The organism is Streptomyces sp. BBFR51, from assembly GCF_044591655.1.
Lineage (GTDB): Bacteria > Actinomycetota > Actinomycetes > Streptomycetales > Streptomycetaceae > Streptomyces.
The window spans coordinates 217,102-240,645 of record NZ_CP172448.1; the positions used below are offsets into that span (position 1 = coordinate 217,102).

Genomic DNA, 23,544 nt, shown 5'->3' on the forward strand with positions numbered 1-23,544 from the left:
CGACAGGAGGACTACGAACATGAAGCACATCAAACTGGGTGACCTGACGGTTTCCCGCATCGGTCTCGGCGCGATGGGGATGACGCACGGCTACACCGGATCCGGCACGGACGAGGCGGAGTCGATCCGCACCGTGCACCGGGCACTCGAGCTGGGCGTCACACTGATCGACACCGCCGAGATCTACGGCCCCTACACCAACGAGGAACTTCTCGGCCGGGCGCTGAAGGGCCGCCGCGACCGTGTGGTGCTGGCGACGAAGTTCGGCCTCGTCTCCCACGCGGGCGGGGCCCCGTGGAAGCCGGACAGCGGCCCGGCCAACATCCGGACGGCCGTCGAGGGCTCACTCAAGCGCCTCGGCACGGACCACATCGACCTGTACTACCAGCACCGGGTCGACCCGGACACTCCGATCGAGGACACGGCCGGCGCGGTCGGCGAGCTGATCACCGAGGGCAAGGTCCGCGCGTTCGGCCTGTCCGAGGCCGGCCCGGACACGATCCGCCGCGCACACGCCGTCCACCCGGTGACCGCGGTGCAGTCGGAGTACTCCCTGTGGACCCGTGGCGTGGAGGAGCGGGTCCTGCCGGTGCTGCGCGAACTGGGTATCGGCCTGGTGCCCTTCTCGCCCCTCGGCCGTGGCTTCCTGACGGGCGAGATCCGCTCCACCGACCAGTTCGACGAAGACGACTTCCGGCGCGACAACCCGCGCTTCACCGGCGAGAACTTCCGGCGCAACCTGGCGATCGCCGACGAGGTGCAGGCCGTCGCCGCCGAGGCCGGCGCGACGCCCGCGCAGGTCGCGCTGGCCTGGCTGCTCACGCAGGGCGACGACATCGCCCCCATCCCCGGCACCAAGCGCGTGACCCGGGTCGAGGAGAACACCGCCGCCGACGGTGTCACGCTGACCAGCGAGCAGATCGACAAGCTCGGCGGTCTGCCACCCGCCGCTGGCGAGACCCACACGGAAGCCCAGGCACGGCTGCTCGAACGCTGACTCCGGCCACCCCGCCCGGCCGCCCCGGCGTTCCAGCTCCCCGGCGTCCCGGCCCACTCGAACGAGAAGGAAGATCCCCGTGCAGAACGTCACCCTGAACAACGACGTCGAGATGCCGATCCTCGGCTTCGGCGTCTACCAGATCCCGCCGGAACAAACCGAGCAGGCCGTTTCCGACGCCCTCGCGGCCGGTTACCGGCTCCTCGACACCGCGGCCGCCTACGGCAACGAGGAGGCAGTCGGCCGCGCCGTCGAAAGCAGCGGGATCCCGCGTGAGGAGCTGTTCGTCACCACCAAGCTGTGGGTCCAGGACGCGCCGGCCGAGGAGAACACCCGCCGGGCCTTCGAGACGTCCCTGGCCAAGCTGGGCCTGGACTACGTCGAACTGTACCTGATGCACCAGCCCTACGGGGACGTGTACGGCCAGTGGCGCGCGATGGAGGACGTCAACCGGGAGGGCCTGGCCAAGGCGATCGGCGTCGCCAACTTCTACCCCGACCGGCTCCTGGACCTCGTCATCAACAACGAGGTCGTCCCGGCGGTCAACCAGATCGAGACCCACCCCTTCTTCCAGCGCGCCGCCGACCAGGACCTGATGCGCGAGCACGGGGTGCAGCACCAGTCCTGGGGCGGATTCGCCGAGGGCAGGAACGACCTGTTCACCCATCCCGTCCTGAGCGAGATCGGCAAGGCGCACGACAAGTCGGCGGCCCAGGTCGTGCTCCGCTGGCTGATCCAGCGGAGCATCGTCACGATTCCCAAGTCGGTCAGCCCCGACCGGATGGCGCAGAACTTCGACGTCTTCGACTTCGAACTCACCGACGGCCAGATGGCGCAGATCGCGGACCTCGACACCGGGACGACGCTGTTCTTCGACCACCACGACCCCGAGATGGTCGCCTGGCTCAGCAGGCGCCGACTGGACAGCTGAACGCCGGTCCACGTGATCGCGCGTATGCGAAGTGGCATCCTCGTCAACAGCTGCCCGAGCGTCGTCGAGCCCCTGCTCGTTGACGCTTCCTGAGTGACTCCGTCGACATCCGTCTCCTTCGCCGCCGACGCCGCGTGAAACCGGCGAACCGGCTCTGAGGCGCGGCTCCGTGCTGTTCCGTCAGAACGCCACGTTCCGCACCCGGCCAGGGGCCGGCGGTACGGGCGTCACCTTCGAGTCGATCAACTGGAGGGGCCCTGGGCGCCCCGAGCACTCGGCGCCGAGCCAAGCGGTGCGCGAAGTCTGGACAGCCACCGGGGGACGTGTTGTCATTCCGCTGACAAGAATTTCCAACGTTGAAAGAGCCGCTGCCACCGCACCTGCCGAGTGGTGCCGCCTGCCGAATGGTCCCGGTCTCCGGGACCTCTGCGCGAGGAAAGGTTCGATGACACAACGACACACCCGTCCACGAGCGAGAGCGTGGGCGCTGCTGACAGCCGCAGCGCTGACCCTGCCCACGACCGGTCTGATGTCCACCGCCTCCGCCGCCGAGACCCACACAAGCGCCGCGTCCCTCGCCTCCGAGCGGGACGCCGTCGCGGTGCACGGTCTCAAGGGCGAGTACTTCAGCATGTCGGCCCCGGGCGCGAGGGACTTCGCGCAGCTGGGCGGCACCCTGCTCGACCCGCAGATCAACTTCTCCGGTCTGACCAGCACCTTCGAGGAACTGACCGGCAGGACGGAGCACACGACCGCCCGCTGGACGGGGCAGATCGAGGCACCGGCCACGGGTGACTACACCTTCTACGCCAGCGGCGACAACGGCTTCCGGCTCCTCATCGACGGCGAGCCGGTCATCGACCACTGGGAGCCGGACTGGGACAACGAGCAGACCAGTGCCGCGGTCAGGCTGACCGCCGGCGAGAAGCACGACTTCCGGCTGGAGATGTTCCAGGACACCGGCGGCGCCAACATGTTCCTGCGCTGGTCCACGCCGAGCATGACCAAGCAGGTCGTCCCGATGTCCGCGTTCACGCCGCCGGCCGGGTTCGAGGTCTACCCGGTGGAGCCGACGGTCGCCGAGGACGGGCGACAGTTGCGGGCGCGGTTCGAGGGCAGGGTCGGCGGCGACCTCAAGGCCCTCGCGGACCACCTGAAGATCGAGGCCGACACCACCCCCATGCCGGTCGCCTCGGTCAAGACGGCCCCCGGAGACCGCAGTTCCCTGCTCGTCACGCTGTCGGAGCCGATCCAGAAGAACCAGCAGGTCAAGCTCACCTACGACGGCGCGGGCGGCCTGACCTCCGGCGGCGAGACCGTACCGAAGATCATTCGCTACGCGCAGAACGACTCCGCGCACCGGCTCACCACCAAGTGGGGCGACAAGCTCGACGAGAAGCACCCGCTGCCGGAGTACCCGCGCCCGCAGCAGGTACGCGCCAAGTGGAAGAACCTCAACGGCCCCTGGCAGTTCGCCGGCGCCGAGGCGGGCGAGCAGCCGGTCTTCGGCAAGAACCTCGACGAGAAGATCGTCGTGCCGTTCCCCGTCGAGTCGCAGCTCTCGGGACTCGAGCGGCACGAGGACCACATGTTCTACCGCAAGCTGGTCGACGTGCCGAAGAACTGGAAGGTCGGCAAGGGCGCCAAGGGCGAGAGGCTGAAGCTCAACTTCGGCGCCGTCGACTACCAGGCACGCGTCTGGGTCAACGGCAAGAAGGTCGCCGAACACACCGGCGGATACAACGCGTTCAGCGTCGACATCACCGACGCGCTCAAGGGCAGGGGCCCTCAGGAGGTCGTGGTCGCGGTCACCGACACCGGTGGCGCGAACCAGCCGATGGGCAAGCAGTCCACCAATCCGGGCGGCATCTTCTACACCCAGTCGTCCGGCATCTGGCAGACGGTATGGATGGAGCCGGTCGCCTCCGCATCCGTTGACAACGTAGTCACCACCCCCGACATCGACAAGAGCAGCCTCGCGGTGACCGTCGAGTCCGACGACGCATCCGCCCGGGCTCGTGTCGAGGCCGTCGCCCGGGACAAGCGCGGCAAGATCGTCGGCCGGGTCGTCGGACCGGCCAACAAGGAGCTGCGTCTGCCCGTGGCGAAGCAGCATCTGTGGAGTCCGGACGACCCCTATCTCTACGACCTCGACGTCAAGCTGACCGACGGCAGGTCGACCGACAGGGTCGGCAGCTACTTCGGCATGCGCGAGATAGGCATCGAGAACGTCGGTGGCTACCAGAAGCTGGTGCTCAACGGGAAGCCGGTCTTCTCACTCGCCACGCTCGACCAGGGCTTCTGGCCCGACGGCCTCTACACGGCGCCCAGCGACGAGGCGCTCGCCTTCGACCTCGAGGCGCACAAAAAGCTGGGCTTCAACTCCGTCCGCAAGCACATCAAGGTGGAACCCGCGCGGTGGTTCTACCACGCGGACAGACTCGGCCTGCTGGTCTGGCAGGACTTCGTCTCCGGGAACATCACCGACGCGGCCGGGCAGAAGGCGTTCGTCGACCAGGGCATGGAGGCGATGCGGCAGCACCACAACGCGCCCTCCGTCATCGGCAACATCGTCTTCAACGAGGGCTGGGGTGAATGGGACCGCGAGGAGAGCGGCCGCATCGCCGAGGCCGTCAAGGCCGCCGACCCGTCCCGCGTGGTCAACGCCCACAGCGGTGTCAACTGCTGCAACTCCAAGGGGGACTCGGGCAAGGGCGACATCATCGACCACCACGACTACAACAACACCGACCCCGCGTTCCCCGACGGCGAGCGGGCCGCCATGGACGGTGAACACGGCGGCTTCACGCTGCGCACCCCCGGGCACATGTGGCCGGGCGCCCCGACCGTGATCTACAGCGGCGTGGCCGACAAGGCGGCGCTGACCCGCAAGTACGTCGAGAACACCGAGGAGTTCTACCTCGAGCAGGCCGGCGCCGAGTTGTCGGGTTCGGTGTACACACAGATCACCGACCTCGAGAACGAACTCAACGGCCTGTACACCTACGACCGCCGGGAGATCAAGGTCGACCCGGCCCAGGTCCGCGAGGTCAACCGCAAGGTCATCGCGGCCGGTGCCGCCGCGGGTGAGCGGGCCGAGCTCAAGGGCGGCGGGCACTGGGCACTCGACGAGGGCACGGGTACCACCGCCGGGGACGAGGGCCCCAACGACAAGGCGCTCAAGCTCTCCGAGGGCACCACGTGGACGCCCGGGGTCAGTGGCAGCGCGCTCGAGTTCGACGGCCAGGGACAGTACGCCGAGACCGACGGCCCGGTGCTCGACACCACCGGAAGCTATTCGGTCTCCGCCTGGGTGACCCTGGACGAGCTTCCCGGCAACTACGCCACCGCCGTCAGCCAGGACGGCAGTCGGCAGGCGAGCCCGTTCTACCTGCAGTACGGCCAGGGCGCCTTCGCCTTCAGCACACCCGGCGAGCAGCGTGCGCGGCTGGTGACCACGCCGGAGACAGGCCGCTGGTACCACCTCGTCGGGGTACGCGACGGCGCGAGCGACCAGATCAAGCTGTACGTCGACGGTGAACTGGCGGCGACCGCGGCGGCCGGCCCGAACTACGTCGGCTCCGGGCCGTTCGTCGTCGGCCGCGCTCAGTGGGGCGGTGCGGACACCGACTTCTGGAACGGCGCCGTCGACGAGGTCCATGCCTATGACAAGGCGCTCACCGCCGAGGAGGTGAGCACGCTCCACACGCAGGAGAGGCCGTAACCCCGGCCCCTGCGACGGTCCCGGCGAGTGCCGCTCGGCGCACTCGCCGGGACCACGTGTGTGCGGCGGACCGACGGGTGTGCCGGCCCGGAACGTCAGGTCGACGTCGTGGATCGGGCCGGCGAAGTTCGTGTCGCGCGGTCATGACCGCGTCCCCCCAGGGGCGGGGCCCTTGAGGGGACGGGGAGGAAGCGTTGTCGCGTGTGCCGCCGCGTGGGCGACGGGATGGTGCCGGACGCGGCAGCCGGGTGTCGGAGAGGCACGGCCGCCGCGTCCGGGGCTTGTCACATCAGTTGCCGTCTGCGGCCCAGCCAGGTCTGGGCGATCACCACGAGGGCCAGGAAGCCACCGCTGACGACGAGTTGGTAGGAGGAGTCCAGGGAGCCGATCTGGTTGATGACGTTCTGGATGACCTTCAGGAGCAGCACGCCGACCAGAGAACCGCTGACGTAGCCGAGGCCGCCGGTGAGCAGGGTGCCGCCGATGACGACCGCGGAGATGGCGTCCAGTTCCATGCCGTTGCCGAGGATGGTCACGCCCGAGGCGAGCCAGGCGGCGTTGAGCGCGCCCGCCAGACCGGCCAGCACTCCGGACAGGGTGTAGACGAGGATCTTGGTACGGGCCACGGGGGCGCCCATCAGGGCCGCCGCGTCCTCGTTGCCGCCGACCGCGTACACGTGCTGCCCGAACCGGGTGCGGCGCAGGACGACGGCACCCGCGACGAAGAGCGCCAGCGTGATCCATACCGGGTTGCCCAGGCCCAGGGTGCTGCCCTGGCCGAGTTCGGCGAGGACCGATCCCTTGCCGATGAGGTAGGTGTTCGCGCCCTCGTCCGTGAGGGCCAGCATCAGTCCGCGCGCCCCGAGCATGGCGGCGAGCGTGACGATGAAGGGAGCCAGGCGGGAGCGGGCGACCAGCAGGCCGTTGACGACTCCGATCAGGCCGCAGACCACGAGGGGCAGCAGCAGGGCCACCAGGGTGCCGTGGCGGGACCCCCAGGCTGCCAGGACGCCGCCGAGGGCGAACAGGGACCCGACGGAGAGGTCGATGCCGCCGGTGATGATGACGAAGGTCATGCCGAGGGCGACGATCGCGAGGAACGCCGAACTGGTCGCCATGTTCGAGACGTTGTCGCCGGTGGCGAACGAGTCGAAGCTGAAGGAGGCGATGACCGAGACGATCACCAGCACGGCCAGCGCGCCGTGCTGCTGGACCAGGGCGCTCAGCCGCTCGGAGCGGGCGGAGCCCACCGGAGCGGTGGCGTCCGTGGGTTCGTTGCTCGCGGTGGTCACGGGCGTGTCCGTCTTCGTGACGGTCATCGCTTCCCCCGTCCCCGTGCCGCGTAGACCGCGCACACGATCACTATGGCCTGGGCGATCTGGGTCCACGAGGGCGGCAGATCGTGCTTGATCAGGGTGGCGGTGAGCAACTGGATCAGTACCGCTCCGGCCACGGTGCCGCCGATGTTGACCCGCCCTCCGGTCAGCGGGGTGCCGCCGACCACGACGGCGGTGATGGCGGACAGTTCCATCAGGTTGCCCAGCGAGGTCGGGTCGCTGGCCTGGAGCCGGGCGGTGGCCAGCACGCCCGCCACCGCGGCGAGCAGCGCGCAGGCGATGTACACGATGATCAGCACGCGGCGCACCGGCAGACCCGCGAGCTGGGCGGCGGGGCGGCTGTCGCCGATGGCCAGCAACTGGCGGCCGAAGGTGGTCCGGCGGACCACGAAGGCGACCAGCAGCGCCAGTGCGGCGGCGATCAGGATCAGGTACGGGACACCGGCGATGTCACCGGAACCGAGCGAGGCGAGACTTGGGTTGTGCAGGTCCTCCAGCTGCGGGAGCAGGACCAGGGCCAGGCCCCGGCCGCCGACCATGAGGGCCAGGGTGGCCACGATGGGCTGGACGCCTATGAAGGCGACCAGTGCTCCGTTGGCCAGCCCCACACCGGCCGCGAACAGGGCCACCACGAGCAGCGCGGGAACCAGACCGTAGCCGAGGTAGAGCGCCGTCACCGAGGCCGCCAGGGCCATCACCGCGCCGACCGACAGGTCGACGCCCTCGGTGCCGATGACCAGGGCCATGCCCAGCGCGACGATGATGACGGGTGCGACCTGGACGGCCTGGGTGCGGAAGTTCTCCGTGGACAGGAAGTGCGGTGTGATGACGATGTTGACGACCAGGAGCAGGGCCACGCCGGCGTACACGCCGTAGGTCTGCAACCACTGGAGCAGGCGGGCCTTGTCCAGCGGGGCGGTGCGCAGAGCGGCTTCAGCCATCGGTGGCCGCCTCCTTCACCGCGTCGCGCGCCGGGTCGCCGCCGGCGATCGTGCGCATCAGCTTGTCCTCGTTGACGTCGTCGCCGGTCAGTTCGCCGACGACCGCACCGTCCTTCAGTACGACCACTCGGTCGGACCCTTCGATCAGTTCCTCCAGGTCGGAGGAGATGAGCAGGACACCCAGGCCGTCCGCGGCCAGTTCGTCCACGAGCTTTTGGACCTCGGCCTTGGCGCCGACGTCGATGCCGCGGGTGGGCTCGTCCAGGAGCAGCACCTTGGGGTTCATGGCCAGCCAGCGGGCGAGGAGCACCTTCTGCTGGTTTCCGCCGGACAGTTCGCCGACCTTCTGGTGCGGGGAGGACGCCTTGATGCGCAGCCGTGTGATGAAGGTGTCGACGATGCTGTCCACGCGGGCCTCGGAGACCAGGCCGAAGCGGGACAGCCGGGGAAGGGCCGCGAGCGCTATGTTCTCGCGGACCGACAGGCCCGGGACGATGCCCTCGCTCTTGCGGTCCTCGGGCAGCAGGCTGATCCCGGCGCGGATGGCGGCCGGGGTGGAGCCGCCGCGCAGCGGCGCACCGGCCACCGTGACCTGGCCCGAACTCCGCGCGAGGGCACCGGAGATGGCCTTGGCCGTCTCGGTACGGCCCGAGCCGAGCAGGCCGCCGAGGCCCAGGACCTCGCCGGGGCGGATACTCACGGACACGTCGTGCAGTTTGTGCGGGACCGTCAGTCCTTCGGCACGCAGGACCGGTTGGTCGTCGACGGCCTGGTGGTCGCCGGCGAACTTCGTCGCTCCCTCGGCACGGACCTCGCCGAGGTCCCGGCCGAGCATGGTGGAGACGAGCGCGAGGCGGTCCAGATCGGCCAGCCGGCCGTGGTGCACGCGGCGTCCGTCGCGCAGCACGGTGGCGGTGCTGCACATGGCGTACAGCTCGTCGAGGCGGTGACTGACATAGACGACGGCGATGCCCGCGTCGCGCAGCCGCCGGATCACCGAGAACAGGGTCTCCACCTCCCGCGGTTCGAGCGAGGAGGTCGGCTCGTCCATGATGACGACCCGCGCGTCCGTCGCCACGGCGCGGGCCAGGGCGACCATCTGCTGGGCGCCGACGCCGAGGGTGCGCAGCGGCTGCCGCACGTCCACCCGGACGCCGTACGTGCCGAGTGTCTCCTCGGCCTCCCGGTTCATGCGGGCCACGTCCAGTACGCCGAAGCGGTTGCGCGGCTCGCGGCCCAGGAAGAGGTTGCGGGCCACGCTCAGCAGCGGGATGAGGTTGACCTCTTGGTAGATGGTCGAGATCCCTGCCTTCTGCGCCTCCAGAGGGGTGGCGAAGGAGACCTTGCGGCCCTGGAAGGTGATGTCACCCGCGTCGGGCCGGTAGACGCCGGTGAGGAGCTTGATGAGGGTCGACTTGCCGGCGCCGTTCTCGCCGATCAGGGCGTGGACCTCGCCCGGGTGCAGGGTGAGGTCCACGTCGTCCAGGGCCCGGACCCCTGGGAAGGTCTTGCTGAGTCCGCGGACGGCGAGGACTTCGGCGGGGGGTGCCACCTGTGCCTCCAAGAAGAAAGTGGTGAGAGGGGCCGGGGGCCCGGGTGTCCGGGCCCCCGGAGGAGGATCAGAAGGCGTTGCCGATGTCCTGCTTGGCGTTGTCGCCGTTGTAGGCGTTGTCCTGGATGATGATGTCCTGGGGGACTTCCTCGCCCTTGGTGAAGGTGTCCAGCGTCTGGAACGCCAGCGGCCCGAACCGCGGGTTGGACTCGATGACGCCGCTGATCCAGCCGTCCACGACGCCCTGGACGGCGTTGCGGGTGCCGTCCACCGTGACGATCTTGACGTCGCCGGCCTTCTTGCCGGCGCCCTTGAGGGCGGTCACCGCGCCGAGGCCCATCTCGTCGTTCTCGGCGTAGATGCCCTTGATGCCGGGCTTTGACTGGATGAGCTGCTCGGTGACCTGCTGGCCCTTCTCGCGTGCGAAGTCACCGGTCTGCTCGAAGACGACCTTCAGGTCCGGGGCCTTCGCGGCGATCTGCTCCTTGAAGCCCTTGGTCCGCTCGGTGGTGACGTTGTTTCCGGCCGAGCCGAGCAGGATCGCCACCTCGCCCTTGCCTCCGGTCGCCTCGATCATCTGGTCGGCGGCGCGCTTGCCCTGCTCGACGAAGTCGGAGGCGATGAAGGAGACGTAGTCCTTGCAGGGGTCCGCGTTGATCTTGCGGTCGATCGTGATGATCGGCACCTTCTTGGCGGCGGCGGCCTGCAGCACCGGGTCCCAGCCGTCGGAGTTGAGCGGCGCGATCACCAGCAGGTCCGCACCCTTGGCCAGCAGGTTCTGCACATCGCTGATCTGCTTGGAGAACTGCGACTGGGCGTTGGCCGTCAGCAGCTTCACACCCCGCTTCTTGGCCTCGTCCTTGATGGACTGGGTCTCGGCGATGCGGAACGGGTTGGCTTCCTTCTCCGACTGCGAGAACCCGACGGTGGCGTTCTTCAGGTCGATCTTCTCGGCGCCGTAGGCATCGATGGTGCAGGTCTTGCCGCCCGGCTCCGGTGTGACGACCTTCTGCTCGGCGCCGGCGGCGGCCGCCGAGGACTCCTTGCCGCCCGACGCGTCGTCCTCCGACTTCGAGCAGGCGGTCGCGGTCAGGGCGACCGCTGCGGCCAGGGCCACGACCACGGGACGGGCGAGGAGGTGAGGACGGTGAGTGCTGCGCTGCATGGTGACCCCGATCCGGGCGACGCTGAAAAGGAATTGGAGAGCTGAACGCCGCACGGACTCGGCCAGGCCCCCCCGGCGTCGGAACTGCGTCCGGTGCGCCGCACAGAGGTTTTTACATCGTTGCAAGGTGGCTGTAAACCCCCTGCGCACGAGACGCGGGCGGCTTGCGAAGACCAAGGACGCGACGCGACGGACCGGCCGGCCTCGGCTCCCCCGGCGACGAGCGGGCGCGGAGCACCGGCGCGAACGTTTCGCCCCTCAAGGACCTTTGCCGCGCCACCCGCGTCACCGAGTCTCCGCGGCCCGTAATTCCCGGGTCCTGAACGGGCCTTACCCGCGATGGACGGGCGTACCCCTCCGCCCCACGAGGCACCGCACGCCTCTTGACTCGCGCCGCGGCTCCGTAAAGACTGAGGCGTCAACTTTCTGACAACGTTGTCAGGTGCGTATTCGCGACGCACCTCTGGGGGTCTCATGTCTGCTCGCCCGTTGCGCCCACCTCGTTGCCGGAGACGGTCGGGATGGGCGGTCGGTCTCCTCGCGACGGCCCTGCTCGCCGGTCCGGCCGTGAGCGGCGCCGGCGCCTCCTCGCTCCCGTCGGCGGCGACCGGGAAGATGACGGCGGACTGGGGCACCTCGTTCGAGCCGGACGAGGCCGCGCCCGACGGCGAAGCGGCCACCGGACCGGGTGGTGGCCCCGATGTGTCCGGCGTGCTCCAGCCGGGTTCCGACGCACCGGGCCTGCGCACCGTCGTCGACGACGGACCGGACCGGACCTACGCGGCCAAGGCCGACGCCGGATTCACCGGCCTGAAAGCGCTCCACTACTCCGGACGCCATGAGGCCGACGGCGCCGCACACGCCACCACGGTCGTGGCCGACGTGAACGTACGGATCGGTCCGCACAGCGAGTTGTCGTACCTGCTCTTCCCGGACTTCGACGAGAAGAAGGTCGACTACGCGGGCACCTTCGTCGCCGTCGACCTGCGGTTCACGGACGGATCACGGCTCAGCGGCCTGAACGCCCGCGACCAGAACGGCGACCGGCTGACCGCCCGCGCCCAGGGTGACGCCAAGACCGTCTCCCCCCTTCAGTGGAACCGCCGTTCGGCCGCCCTCGGCGAGGTGGCGGCGGGCCGGACGGTGGACAAGGTCCTGGTCACCTACGACGGACCCGACGGGCCGGCGGACGTGGGCGGCTGGATCGACGACATCGCCCTCGACGGGCGACCGGCCGCGCCGCACCGCTCCTCCCCCGCCGACTGGGTCGTCACCACCCGCGGCACCCAGTCCAGCGGCGACTACTCGCGCGGCAACAACTTCCCGGCGACGGCGGTCCCCAACGGTTTCAACTTCTGGACCCCGATGACCGACGCCGGCTCCCTGGGCACCCTGTACAGCTACCAGCAGCAGAACAACGCCGAGAACCTGCCGGAGATACAGGCGTTCGCCGCCAGCCACGAGACCAGCATCTGGATGGGCGACCGCCAGACCTTCCAGGTGATGCCCTCCACCGCCGAGGGCGTCCCGGACGCCGGACGCACGGCACGGGCGATGGCGTTCCGTCACGAGGACGAGACGGCGCTGCCGCACCACTACGGCGTCACCTTCGCGGGCGGCCTGCGCGCCGACATGGCACCGGCCGACCATGCCGCACTCCTCCGCTTCACCTTCCCAAAGGAGGGCGGACGCAAGCTGATCCTCGACAACGTCGACGACCGGTCCGGCCTGACGATCGACGCCGAGGCGGGGACCGTCTCCGGCTGGTCGGAGGTCCGTACCATCTCGACGGGCATGAGCCGCATGTACATGTACGGCACGTTCGACCAGCCCGTGACCGGCAGCGGCATGCTGACCGAGGGCAACCGGCCCTCCACCGGCTACGTGTCCTTCGACGGCGGTCACAGGCGCACCGTCAACCTGCGCATCGCCACCTCCCTCATCGGCGTCGACCAGGCGAAGAAGAACCTGGAGCTGGAGATCGGCGCCCAGGACTCCCTGGAGAAGGTCGCCGCACGGGCCAAGGCCGCCTGGAACGAGCGGCTCGGCGTGGTGGAGATCGACAAGGGCGGTACCGAGGACCAGCTGACCACGCTCTACTCCAACCTCTACCGGATGAACCTGTATCCCAACTCGGGCTACGAGAACACCGGCACGAAGAAGAGGCCCCGCTACCGGCACGCCGTGCAGTCCTCCGGCTCCTGGACGCCCCCGGCGAGCAGCCCGACCGAGACCGGGGCGAAGATCGCCGACGGCAAGGTCTTCGTCAACACCGGCTTCTGGGACACCTTCCGGGCCGCCTGGCCCGCGTACTCCCTGCTCTGGCCGGACACGGCGGGTGAACTGGTCGACGGCTTCGTCCAGCAGTACCGCGACGGCGGCTGGGTCTCCCCCTGGTCCTCCCCCGGCTACGCCCGCGTGATGACCGGCACCAACTCCGACGCCGCCTTCGCCGACGCCTACACCAAGGGCGTACCGGGGATCGACGCCGAGGACACCTACGACGCCGCCCTCAAGAACGCGACCGTGCGTCCGCCGGACAGCAGCGTCGGCCGCGACAACCTGGAGCGCTCGACGTTCCTCGGTCACGTCCCCAACGACGTGGGCGCGGGCTTCTCCTGGTCGCTGGACGGCTACGTCAACGACTCCGCGATCGCCGCGATGGCCGAGGAGATGGCGAAGAAGCGCGGCACCCCCGCCAAGGAGCGGGAGCGCCTGCGCGAGGAGGCGGAGTACTTCCGCGACCGCTCCGCCGGCTACGCCGACCTGTACGACCCGGCCACCGGCTTCTTCCAGGGCAAGTCCGCGGACGGCGAGTGGACCACCGCCCCCGACCGCTACGACCCGCGCACCTGGGGCAACGACCACGACTACACGGAGGCCGACGGCTGGAACGAGGCCTTCCCGGCCCCGCACGACGGCCAGGGACTGGCCGAGCTCTACGGCGGCCGCAAGGGGCTCGCGGACAAGCTGGACGCGTTCTTCGCCACCCCGGAAAGGGCCGACCGTCCGGGCTCCTACGGCGGCACCATCCACGAGATGCGCGAGACCCGCGACCTGAGGCTGGGTCAGTGGAGCATCCCCAACCAGGTCTCGCACCACATCCCCTGGATGTACACGTACACGCAGCAGCCCTGGAAGAGCCAGAAGCTGGTCCGGCAGGCGCTGGACCGCGGCTGGCTCGGCTCGGACATCGGCCAGGGGTACCCGGGTGACGAGGACAACGGCGCCACCTCGGCCTGGTGGGTGTTCAGCGCCCTCGGCCTGTACCCACTGCAGACGTCCAGTGGCGAGTACGTCATCGGCTCCCCGCTGTTCGAGAAGGCGACCCTGCACCTGCCCGGCGGCAAGCTGGTGATCGAGGCGCCCGGCACCAGCAAGGGCGACATCTACGTGCGGAACCTGACCGTCGACGGGAAGCGCCACACCTCCACCGCCATCTCCCACGAGGAGATCGCCGACGGCGGCCGGCTGCGCTTCACCATGGGCGCGCAGCCGTCCTCGTGGGGCACCGGCAGGAACGACGTCCCCGACTCGCCGACCGCGGTCGGCGAACGCCCCCGTCCGCTGCACGACGTGACCGGCGAGGACCGCGGCATCCCGGCGTCCTCCACCGGTACGGACGTCACCGCCCTGTTCGACGACACCTCGAAGACCGCCGCCGTGCTCACCGGCGACGACCCCGAGGTCCGCTACCGCGTCAACGGCGGCGACGACACCCGCGTCACGTACTACACACTCACCTCCTCCGCCGCCTCCGCCGACCAGGACCCGCGAGGGTGGGTGCTGGAGGGCTCCGACGACGGCACGCACTGGACCACGCTGGACCGCCGCACCGACGAGGAGTTCCGCTGGCGCAACCAGACCCGGCCGTTCCGGGTCGACCGTCCGGCGAGCATGCGGGAGTACCGACTGCGCGTCGTGACCGCCGACGGGCAGCAGGAGGTGTCACTCGCGGAGGCCGAGCTGCTGACACGGGACACGGTGCCGCGGACCCCGGTCGAGGTGAGGGTCGGCGACGTCGCGCTGCGGCCCGGCACGACGGCGTCCGTGGACGTCGAGCTGGCCAACAGCGGTGACACCACGCTCTCGCCCGAGCTGGCGCTCACCGTGCCCTCCGGCTGGACCGCCGACCCCGCGCGTGCCGAGGTCGGCGAGCTGGCACCGGGCGGCTCCACCACGGTCACCGTCCGCGTCACCGCGCCCGACGACGCGGCGCCGGGCACCCAGCGGATCCGGGCCACCGCGACCTGGGCCGACTGGCTGGTCACCGGGCAGGGCACCGCCCGGGTCGTCGGTGACGTCACCGAGGTCGAACCGGGCACCGACTCCGAGCAGGGCGTCCTCGTCGCGGACGAGGGTTCGCAGGTCACCGCGGACGGATCCGACGCGTGGGCGCGGTACGCCGACGCCGACCGTTCCTTCACCTACCGGCTGCCCGTGCCCGCGGACGGCCGGGGCACGGTGACCCTCGACATCGCCAACCAGTTCCTGGTCGAGGCGTCCACCGACGGCACGCACTGGACGACCGTCCTGCGCGAGCCGGACCCCGTGATGTTCCAGTCCAACCGCGAGCGGCGCGGCCTGGACATCGCCGACCTGCGCGCCCGGGCGGGCGGCGACGGCGGCGGCCTCTACCTGCGCTTCTCGGACAGCCTCCCCGAGGACGGCTGGGGCGGCTGGCTGGCCGGCGTCCGGGTGGAGACGGTCGGCTGAACCCGGCGGTGACCGGCGGCCCGGGGAGGGGCCGGTCGCCACCGTCGGTCTCCCTCGACCCCCACGACCCCACATCGGCTCCCCTCACCCCCCACTCCTTAACGCGTCCGCACAACCACCCAAGGAGTACCCATGCGCGACGACCAAGCAGGCGCCGCCACACCGCAGGCGGACCACTCGCGCCGCACCTTCCTCACCGCGTCGGCGACGGTGCTGGCGAGCGTGAGCCTGGCCGGCGCGCTGCCCGGCCGTGCCTTCGCCGCACCCGCCGCACCCGCCGTACCGGCGGCGGGCGCCGAGGCCGCCGGGGCCGATCTCGCGCTCAACCGCCCGGTGCGGGTGTCCTCGACGGCGTACGCGCCCACGCCCGCCCACTTCGTCACCGACCGCATGGGGCGGCCCGGGGTCACGGGCAGCGGCTGGCGTGCGGCCGGCACCGAGGAGCCCCAGTGGGTCGCGGTCGACCTGGCGGCCACCTGCCGGGTGACCTCGGTCGTCCTGGTCTTCGAGGCGACCGAAGGCGATACCGTCTTCGTACCGGCCGACGACAGCAACCCCAACGTCAACACCACCGGCTGGGAGGTCAAGTCGAGCTACGCCACCAGCTTCCGGATCGAGGTGTCGCCGGACGGGAAGCAGTGGCGGTCGGTGTACGAGGGCACCACGGACCGGGGCGGCACCGTCGAGGTGGCACTGGACGGGCCGGTCGACACCCGATGGGTCCGCATGGTCGGCACCGGTCTGTCCAACGACAACCCGCTCGGCCTGAACGCCTTCCAGGTGCACGGCACCGCGCCCGCCCGGCGCCCCGCGGCGACCGGCTGGACGGAGTGGACCAGCGGCGCCCGCCCGGTGCCCGCGCTGAAGGTCGCCGACGACGGCACCGTGCCGATCGAGTCGGGCTGGAACGTGACCCGCGACGAGTTCGCCGGCACGGACGACGGGGCGAAGCTGTCCTCGCCCGGTGTGGACACCGACCGCTGGTTGCGTGCCCAGGTCCCCGGCACCATCCTCGCCTCGCTGGTCGCCGAGGGGCATCTGCCCGACCCGGTGAAGGGCATGGACAACCTGCGCATACCCGAGGCGCTCGGCAAGTCCGCCTGGTGGTACCGGCGTACGTTCTCCGTCCCGCGCGGCCTCACCTCCCGCGGCCGGGTCTGGCTGGAGTTCGACGGCATCAACCACGCCGCCGAGATCTGGGTGGACGGCACCAGGGTGGGCGAGATGGCCCATCCCACCGCCCGCGGCTCGTTCGACGTCACCGAGCGGCTGGCCCGGGGCGGCGAGCACGTGCTGGCCGTCCGCATCGACCACATGCCCTACCCCGGCAGCCCGGGCGACCGGGGCTCGAACGGCGTGTCCTACGCCGACGCGGGCTCCAGCATGATGATGCGCAACGGACCGACCTACCTGGCGGTGACGGGCTGGGACTGGATGCCCGCAGTACGCGACCGCGTCATGGGCATCTGGAACCACGTACGGCTGCGTGCCACCGGCGACGCCGTCGTCGGCGACCCGCGTGTCGACACGGTCCTGCCCGGCCTGCCGGACCGCTCCCGCGCCGAGGTCACCATCACCGTGCCGGTCCGCAACGCGGCCCCACAGGCCCGGACGGTGACGGTCAGGGCCCGGCTCGGCGGCGTCCGCGTCGGCAAGGACGTCCGGATCGACGGCGGCGCGAGCACCGAGGTGGTCTTCGCACCGAAGGAGTTCCGCGCACTGCGGCTGAGGAACCCCGAGCTGTGGTGGCCCAACGGCTACGGCGCTCCCGCCCTGCACGACCTGGAGATCGCCGCCTCCGTCGGCAGGGACGTGAGCGACGAGCGCACGCTCCGCGTCGGGCTGCGCCAGTTCGACTACGCCTCGGAGAACCCGGTCGTGTTCGAACCGGGCGCCAACCGCTTCGAGCAGGCCGTCGAGATCGACCGCCAACACGCCCGCTGGGTCCGCGTCCTGGCCGGTCGCCGCGCGACCAACTACGGCGCCTCCCTGTGGCGCCTGTCCGTCACCGACGGCGCCGCACCGGACACCGACCTCGCGCTGCGGGCTCCCGCCTCGGCCTCCTCCACCGACAACGCGACGAACACCGCCGCGGCCGCCGTCGACGGCGACGACGACACGCGCTGGTCGTCCGCCTACTCGGACGACCAGTGGATCCGCGTCGACCTCGGCGAGGACAAGGACTTCGACCGGATCTCCCTCCTGTGGGAGACGGCGTACGCCCTCACCTTCACCGTCCAGGTCTCCGACGACGGCGAGGACTGGAGGGACGTGAAGGCGGTCGACAACCGGCCCGACCAGCTGCAGATCAGCGTCAACGGCGTGCGTGTCATGTGCCGCGGCGGCAACTGGGGCTGGGACGAGCTGCTGCGCCGTATGGGCAACGGCCGTATGGAGGCGGCCGTCGAGATGCACCGCGACATGAACTTCACGATGATCCGCAACTGGCTCGGCAGCAGCAACCGCGAGGAGTTCTACGCCCGCTGCGACGAGAACGGGCTGCTGGTCTGGAACGACTTCTGGAACGCCTGGTTCCTCGATCCGCCCAACCACGCCCTCTACCTCGACCAGGTCCGCGACACCGTGCGCCGCTACCGGTCGCATCCGAGCATCGTCGTGTGGTGCGGCGCCAACGAGGGCACGCCGTCCGGCGAGATCGACGAGGGGGCCCGCAAGGCCGTCGCGGAGGAACACCCCGGGGTGAGCTACATCAGCAACTCCGCCGCCGGGGTCGTCAGCGGCAGCGGCCCCTACGCCTGGGTCGACCCGAAGCGCTACTACGACCCCGACCTCTACGCGCACGGCACCTTCGGCTTCCACACCGAGATCGGCATCCCGACGATCCCGGTCGTGGACAGCATGCGCAACCTCGTCGGCGGTGAGCAGGAGTGGCCCATCGGCCTGGTCTGGAATCACCACGACTGGCTGGAGCGCGGTGGCCAGAACCCGCAGAGCTACAAGGCGGCCATCGACGAGCGCCTCGGCGAGTCCGCCTCGCTGGAGGAGTTCTGCGCCAAGGCGCAGTTCGTGAACTACGAGTCCATGCGGGCCCTCTTCGAGGCCTGGAACTCCAGACTGTGGGACGACGCGAGCGGGCTGCTGCTGTGGATGTCCAATCCGGCGTGGCACAGCACCGTGTGGCAGACCTACGACTACGACCTGGACGTCAACGGCACGTACTACGGGGCCCGTTCGGCCTGCGAGGCGCACCACGTACAGGCCGACCCGAACGACTGGAAGGTGCTCGCGGTCAACCACACGGCTCAGCGGCTGCGCGGCGCGGTGGTCCACGCCGAGGTGCTGGACCTGGCCGGACGCAGGCTGGCCGACCCGCAACGCCGAAAGCTCGACGTCCCGGCGTCCGCGACGGCCCCGGCCTTCACGGTGACCGAGCCGAGCGGCAGCCACCCGCTGCACCTGGTGCGGCTGCGGCTGACCCGCGCCGACGGGCGGACGCTGTCGCAGAACACGTACTGGCGCTACGACCGGCCGGCGGACGTACAGGCTCTGAACGGCCTCTCGGGGGCCAGGCTGGAGGTGGCCGGAGGCCGCACCTCGCAGCGAGACGACCGGATCGCCGTCACGGTGAAGGTCCGCAACAAGGGGCGTGCCGTCGCCCCCATGGTCCGGCTGTCGTTGCGTGATCACCGCTCCGGCGACCGGGTACTGCCCGCGCGCTACTCCGACAACTACCTCTGGCTGCTGCCGGGTGAGGAGCGCGAGGTGACGGTCTCCTGCCCGCAGGGCGAGCAGCACCGGGGCGATCTGGAGGTGACGGCGCAGGGCTACGGCACGTCCCTGGTCTCCGGCCGCGGCAGGCACTGAGCTGCCGCACCACCCCCGCGCGGCCCGCCGGACTCACGTCCGGCGGGTCAGCCGTTCTCGTGCCCTTCCGCCGCGTGCCGTCCCAGCGTGCTCTCCCGTTCGGCCAGCCGGTAGTCCGCCCAGATGCGCCGCGGTTCGGGAGCGTCGCCACCGAGCCGGGCGAGGACCGATTCCACCGCGAGCCGGCCGATGGCTCCCTTGTCCGGAGACACGGACGTGAGGGTCACCGCGCCGAACCGTCCCTCGACCACGTCGTCGAATCCGACCACCGCGATGTCCTCGGGCACCCGCAGTCCCCGCGCGTGGAGGACCCGCATCGCGCCGATGGCCATCGGGTCGTTGTAGGCGAAGACCGCGTCGGGACGCTTTCCGTCGTCGAGGATCCGGGCCATGGCCGCCGCTCCGTCGGCGTGCCCCCAGCCGTCGGTGGCGGCCACGAGTCCTTCGTCGGCGGCGAGTCCGGCGGCGGCCAGTTCCTCGCGCCAGCCGCGTACGCGCAGTTGGGCGGGCTCGTTGCGGCCGCGCCGGGCGCCGATGAACGCGATCTCCCGGCGGCCCAGAGCGACCAGGTGCCGGACGGCCGCGCGCGCCGCCGCGACGTTGTCGATGGCGATGTGGTCGTACGGCAGGTCGTAGTCCCGCTCGCCGAGCAGTACCAGCGGTACGTTCTCCGCACGGTCGCGCAGGTCCTCGGTCTCCAGCTCGATGGGGCTGAGGATGAGTCCGTCGATGACCCGTGCCCGGAAGCCCTGGCTGACCAGGAGCTCCTGTTCGCGTCGTCCGCCGGTGTGGTCCAGCAGAACGGTGTAGTCGTGGTCGGCCGCCGTGTCGATGACGGCCGCGGCGAGTTCCGCGAAGTAGGGGTTGCCGAGTTCCGGCAGGGCCAGCGCGATGATGCCCGTACGTCCCGCGCGCAGGTGCCTGGCGGTGAGGTTGGGCCGGTAGCCGAGCTCGTCGATGGAGCGCTGGACGCGTTCACGCATCGCGGGCGTGACGTGCCGGAAGTTGTTCACCACGTTGGAGACGGTCTTGATGGAGACCCCCGCGTGCGCGGCGACGTCCTTGAGGCTGACCCGCACGTCATTCCCTTCCTGAGCGGCCCGACTCGGGTGGTCGGTGCGGGTCCGGTGTCGTCACCGTGAGCCGTGAGCCGAGCCCTTGTGCGCTAGTTTTACAACGTTATACATCCGTGTCTTCACGCTGACAAGGCGATGGCCGAACAGCCCCGTCGTCCCTTCGCGGAGCGTTCGGGCGAAGGAGGGCGCCGCCGCGCTACGTGCCGCTGGACAGGTGCTCGACCGTGCCGAGGAAGTCACGGAAGGCCTGGTCGGTGCGGGCGGTGTCGCCGGTGGCGTCGAGGTCCATGAGCAGACCGCGGATGACGGCGAGAACGAGCGTCGCGAGATCGGGCCGGCCGATGCTGCGCAGTCCGTCTTCGAGCGGCCCGAGCCAGTCGGTCGTCGCGGTGCGCCGGAAGTTGGGCCACAGCTGCTGCTCCGCACTCTCGCGCAGTTGACCGAACATCCGCAGGTAGGGCCGCCCGTCCGGGCCGGTGATCGAAGTCCAGGCACGGTCCAGTGTGGCCGTGTAGTGCTCGTCGGGTCGTGCCCGCAGGAGGTCGCCGAATGTGTCGAGCTGGCGTTGCCGCGCGTGCCCGAGGACGGCCCGCAGCAGGGCGTCGCGGGTGCCGAAGTGATAGATGAGCATGCGCGCCGAGGTGCCGGTGGCGCCCGCCAGCGGCCCGAGCCGGTCGGGGAGGCCGTGCGCGAGGGCGTGATCGGCGCACGCGTCCAGCAGCCTCTCCTTGATCTGCGGTTGAGGTCGTCTGCCCACAGCCGCACTTTTTCACGTAACGATGACTACGTCTACCGTTGATCGCAAGGCAGTCGAGACAGTCGAGTCAGACATGGAGGCAGCGGGATGAGAGTCGTGTTCGTGCATGGGGCCTGCGTACGGGACGGGTCGTGGTGGTGGCACCGCACCGCCGAACTGCTGCGGGAGCGAGGTGTGTCCAGCGTGGCCCCGGCGCTGCCGAGCTGCGGTGAGGAGGGTCTGCCCGGCGGCGACGGCGGTCCGGGACTGGCCGAGGACGTCGCCGCGGTGCGGCAGGTTCTGCGGGCCGACGACGAGCCGACGGTCGTGGTCGCGCACAGCTACGGCGGCATCGTCACCGCGGAAGCCGCCGCGGGGGTCGAGTCGGTACGCCACCTGCTGCTGGTCTCCAGCTATCTGCCCGAGGCAGGGCAGAGCCTGTCGGAGTTCGGGGACGGCAGTCCCGCCCCGTTCCTCGACGTCGACCCCGACACCGGGACGTTCGGGGTCCGCCCCGAGCTGCTCGTGGAGACGTTCCTGCAGGACTGCACTCCCGAGATCCAGGCCCAGGCGGCAGACCACCTCGCCCGGCAGAGCGTGCGGGTGACCGGGCAGCCGGTCGGGGCGGCCGCGTGGCAGCAGGTGCCCTCGACGTACCTCGTCTGCGCCCAGGACCGCGGCACCCCGCCGCACCTGCAGCGCGAGTTCGCCCGCCGGGCCGGCACCGTCGTCGAACTCGACGCCGGCCACCATCCGTTCCTGTCCCGGCCCGACGCGGTCCGGGACGTGCTGCTGAGTCTGTGACGGCTGCCCCGCGCCGTGCCGATTCGGTCGCGGGGCGGGCGGATTCCGGGACCGGTCGGCGGTAGCGGCCGGGCGCCGTGCCGTGATGACGCTTGAACGCCTTGGCGAAGGCGAACTCCGAGGTGTATCCGATCCGTTCGGCCACGGTGCGCAGGGGCACGTCGGTGTCGCGCAGCAGCCGCGCCGCCAGTGTCATGCGCCACCAGGTCAGACAGGCGAGCGGTGGCTGACCGGCGAGTGAGGTGAAGCGCCGGGCGAAGGCCGCCGGGGACAGGCCGACTCCGTGCCCGTCGGGCCGGAACCGGACGATCGCAAGGCCATGCGGTGGGCGTTCGCCGCCGAGGTGACCGGCGCGGGCGGACGGCGCGCCCGGGGAGTGGTCCACGGCTGCGACGCCTACGGCGCCACCGCCGTGGTCGCCGTGGAAGCGTCCCGGCGCCTGGTCGCCCAGGGCGCCCCCGCGGGGGTACTGGCCCACGCGGAGGCGTTCGACGCCGCCGGCTTCCTGGATGTCCTCGGCGACCACGGCGTTGAGTGGTCCGTGCCGGATGTCCCCGGCTGACGCCTCGTCCCGTAGCAGCGACGGTCAGTTGTTGACGTCCTCGTTGAAGTCGTCCGCGCAGGCGTCTCGCTCGCTCTGGCTGTCGGCGTGCCGGACGCAGTCGTCGAAGTCCTTGAACTCGTCCGAGTTCAGGATCGATGCGCCGATCGCGATGATCACCACGGAGGCGATCACTCCGAGCGCGCCGAGCACCGCCGCGACGATGGACATTCCGCGGTGGGGGGCGCGACCGCCGCGAGCCCTGCGGGCACCGATGATGCCGAAGATCAACGCAAGGAGGCCGAGCACCACACCGCCGATGACGGTCCAGAAGAGCAGGACGGCCAGGATGCCGAGGACCAACGCGGCGATGGCCATCCCGTTGCCATGCCTGGCGCCGGCGCCCTGGTGCGCCTGTGCGGAGTCCTGCGGAGTTCCGGGGTGCTCGGGGAAAGACACGTCGTCACACTCGTCTCTGGTTTCGATCGCGTGAGTTGCCGTGCCTTGCGAATGCCCCGAGGCGCGTGACGGATGCCTTCGAGACGCGGCGACCGGCATCGCGGCGGCCTGCCTCGGACGGACCCCCGATCTAGTCACCGGCCCCCGGCGGTCCGTCCAGGACCGTGGGAACGTACTCCAGCAGTTGGAGGCGGCCGTCGAAGGTGCGGCTCTCGACGAGGTCGAGGGCGATGTCCGGATACTCGTCGAAGATCCGCTCCTTCCCACTCGCGCCGGTGATGACCGGGAAGACGACCAGCCGGAAGCGGTCGACGAGGCCGGCTTCGAGCAGCGACCTGGCGAGGGTGAGGCTGCCGAGTGTGCGCAGGGGCCGCGTCCCGAGCCGCTTCATGTCACGCACGGCCGGGACGGGGTCCCCCTGGACCAGTTCGGTGTTCTCCCAGGACAGCGGGGACTGAAGGGTCGAGGAGAACACCACCTTGGGCATCTCGCGCAGTACGGCGAAGCCGGGATCGTCGGGCATCTTGGTGGCGAAGCCGGACATCAACCGGTACGTCGTGGCGCCCATGAGGCTGGTGTGCTGCTTCTCGGCGTCCCCGTCGAGCCAGGCCAGATACTCGGGCCCCTCCATGCCCCAGAAACCGGGCCAGCCCTCCGCGGCCGCGTATCCGTCGAGCGAGATGATGAAGTCGACCATGAGGCTTGACATCGGGCTGTCCCTTCAGCGGTAGGCTCGCCTA

Annotated in this window: 15 protein-coding genes and 1 pseudogene; 7 read left to right on the top strand and 9 right to left on the bottom strand. The window is 70.4% G+C overall.

The window, feature by feature from the left end:
- Nucleotides 1-19: 19 nt before the first annotated feature.
- From ACGH7X_RS01000 to ACGH7X_RS01010, 3 genes are all read left to right on the top strand, one after another.
- Nucleotides 20-997: an aldo/keto reductase gene (locus ACGH7X_RS01000; RefSeq protein ID WP_399880416.1), complete on the top strand. Its 978-nt coding sequence runs from the start codon at nt 20-22 to the stop codon at nt 995-997.
- Nucleotides 998-1,076: 79 nt separating this feature from the next.
- Nucleotides 1,077-1,928 (top strand): aldo/keto reductase, encoded by an 852-nt coding sequence (locus ACGH7X_RS01005; RefSeq protein WP_399880419.1) that lies wholly within the window; start codon nt 1,077-1,079, stop codon nt 1,926-1,928.
- 445 nt (nt 1,929-2,373) lie between these two features.
- Complete coding sequence (locus tag ACGH7X_RS01010; RefSeq protein ID WP_399880421.1) at nt 2,374-5,652, top strand: LamG-like jellyroll fold domain-containing protein; 3,279 nt, start codon at nt 2,374-2,376, stop codon at nt 5,650-5,652.
- Nucleotides 5,653-5,936: 284 nt separating this feature from the next.
- Here ACGH7X_RS01010 and ACGH7X_RS01015 read toward each other — a convergent pair whose 3' ends face one another.
- The 4 genes from ACGH7X_RS01015 to ACGH7X_RS01030 all read right to left on the bottom strand — a co-directional run bounded on the left by ACGH7X_RS01015 (nt 5,937) and on the right by ACGH7X_RS01030 (nt 10,647).
- Complete coding sequence (locus ACGH7X_RS01015; protein ID WP_399880424.1) at nt 5,937-6,971, bottom strand: ABC transporter permease; 1,035 nt, start codon at nt 6,969-6,971, stop codon at nt 5,937-5,939.
- Nucleotides 6,968-7,930 (bottom strand): ABC transporter permease, encoded by a 963-nt coding sequence (locus tag ACGH7X_RS01020; RefSeq protein WP_399880427.1) that lies wholly within the window; start codon nt 7,928-7,930, stop codon nt 6,968-6,970. Before ACGH7X_RS01020 ends, ACGH7X_RS01015 begins: the two co-directional genes overlap by 4 nt.
- Complete coding sequence (locus ACGH7X_RS01025; RefSeq protein WP_399880430.1) at nt 7,923-9,482, bottom strand: sugar ABC transporter ATP-binding protein; 1,560 nt, start codon at nt 9,480-9,482, stop codon at nt 7,923-7,925. The genes ACGH7X_RS01020 and ACGH7X_RS01025 overlap by 8 nt, the downstream gene beginning before the upstream one ends.
- Before the next feature lie 67 nt (nt 9,483-9,549).
- Complete coding sequence (locus tag ACGH7X_RS01030; protein WP_399880433.1) at nt 9,550-10,647, bottom strand: ABC transporter substrate-binding protein; 1,098 nt, start codon at nt 10,645-10,647, stop codon at nt 9,550-9,552.
- A gap of 567 nt (nt 10,648-11,214) precedes the next feature.
- Here ACGH7X_RS01030 and ACGH7X_RS01035 point away from each other — a divergent pair.
- Nucleotides 11,215-15,363: a GH92 family glycosyl hydrolase gene (locus ACGH7X_RS01035; protein WP_399880436.1), complete on the top strand. Its 4,149-nt coding sequence runs from the start codon at nt 11,215-11,217 to the stop codon at nt 15,361-15,363.
- 132 nt (nt 15,364-15,495) lie between these two features.
- Nucleotides 15,496-19,188, top strand: coding sequence for a discoidin domain-containing protein (locus ACGH7X_RS01040; protein WP_399880439.1), 3,693 nt, complete (start codon nt 15,496-15,498; stop codon nt 19,186-19,188).
- Nucleotides 19,189-19,235: 47 nt separating this feature from the next.
- Here the strand turns inward: ACGH7X_RS01040 and ACGH7X_RS01045 are convergent, their stop codons facing one another.
- The gene (locus ACGH7X_RS01045) at nt 19,236-20,267 is read right to left on the bottom strand and encodes a LacI family DNA-binding transcriptional regulator (protein ID WP_399880442.1); all 1,032 of its coding nucleotides are present in this window, start codon (nt 20,265-20,267) and stop codon (nt 19,236-19,238) included.
- Between the two features lie 193 nt (nt 20,268-20,460).
- Complete coding sequence (locus tag ACGH7X_RS01050; protein ID WP_399880445.1) at nt 20,461-21,021, bottom strand: TetR/AcrR family transcriptional regulator; 561 nt, start codon at nt 21,019-21,021, stop codon at nt 20,461-20,463.
- Between the two features lie 87 nt (nt 21,022-21,108).
- On the opposite strand from ACGH7X_RS01050, the gene ACGH7X_RS01055 reads away from it, so the two are divergent.
- Nucleotides 21,109-21,804 (top strand): alpha/beta hydrolase, encoded by a 696-nt coding sequence (locus tag ACGH7X_RS01055; protein ID WP_399880447.1) that lies wholly within the window; start codon nt 21,109-21,111, stop codon nt 21,802-21,804.
- 55 nt (nt 21,805-21,859) lie between these two features.
- Here ACGH7X_RS01055 and ACGH7X_RS01060 read toward each other — a convergent pair.
- Nucleotides 21,860-22,081, bottom strand: a pseudogene (locus tag ACGH7X_RS01060) (helix-turn-helix transcriptional regulator); the annotation flags it as partial.
- Nucleotides 22,082-22,087: 6 nt separating this feature from the next.
- Here ACGH7X_RS01060 and ACGH7X_RS01065 point away from each other — a divergent pair.
- Nucleotides 22,088-22,366, top strand: coding sequence for a hypothetical protein (locus ACGH7X_RS01065; RefSeq protein ID WP_399880450.1), 279 nt, complete (start codon nt 22,088-22,090; stop codon nt 22,364-22,366).
- 24 nt (nt 22,367-22,390) lie between these two features.
- Here ACGH7X_RS01065 and ACGH7X_RS01070 read toward each other — a convergent pair whose 3' ends face one another.
- Both ACGH7X_RS01070 and ACGH7X_RS01075 read right to left on the bottom strand, forming a co-directional pair.
- Nucleotides 22,391-22,804, bottom strand: a complete 414-nt coding sequence (locus ACGH7X_RS01070; protein ID WP_399880453.1) for a DUF4190 domain-containing protein — start codon at nt 22,802-22,804, stop codon at nt 22,391-22,393.
- Between the two features lie 130 nt (nt 22,805-22,934).
- Nucleotides 22,935-23,513, bottom strand: coding sequence for a dihydrofolate reductase family protein (locus tag ACGH7X_RS01075; RefSeq protein WP_399880456.1), 579 nt, complete (start codon nt 23,511-23,513; stop codon nt 22,935-22,937).
- Nucleotides 23,514-23,544 lie beyond the last annotated feature (31 nt).

What these genes read in the sequence shown, in the direction of transcription:
- ACGH7X_RS01075 (WP_399880456.1), bottom strand. Translation starts at nt 23,513, where the DNA reads ATGTCAAGCCTCATGGTCGACTTCATCATCTCGCTCGACGGATACGCG.
- ACGH7X_RS01055 (WP_399880447.1), top strand. Translation starts at nt 21,109, where the DNA reads ATGAGAGTCGTGTTCGTGCATGGGGCCTGCGTACGGGACGGGTCGTGG.
- ACGH7X_RS01020 (WP_399880427.1), bottom strand. Translation starts at nt 7,930, where the DNA reads ATGGCTGAAGCCGCTCTGCGCACCGCCCCGCTGGACAAGGCCCGCCTG.
- ACGH7X_RS01040 (WP_399880439.1), top strand. Translation starts at nt 15,496, where the DNA reads ATGCGCGACGACCAAGCAGGCGCCGCCACACCGCAGGCGGACCACTCG.
- ACGH7X_RS01030 (WP_399880433.1), bottom strand. Translation starts at nt 10,647, where the DNA reads ATGCAGCGCAGCACTCACCGTCCTCACCTCCTCGCCCGTCCCGTGGTC.
- ACGH7X_RS01000 (WP_399880416.1), top strand. Translation starts at nt 20, where the DNA reads ATGAAGCACATCAAACTGGGTGACCTGACGGTTTCCCGCATCGGTCTC.
- ACGH7X_RS01010 (WP_399880421.1), top strand. Translation starts at nt 2,374, where the DNA reads ATGACACAACGACACACCCGTCCACGAGCGAGAGCGTGGGCGCTGCTG.
- ACGH7X_RS01015 (WP_399880424.1), bottom strand. Translation starts at nt 6,971, where the DNA reads ATGACCGTCACGAAGACGGACACGCCCGTGACCACCGCGAGCAACGAA.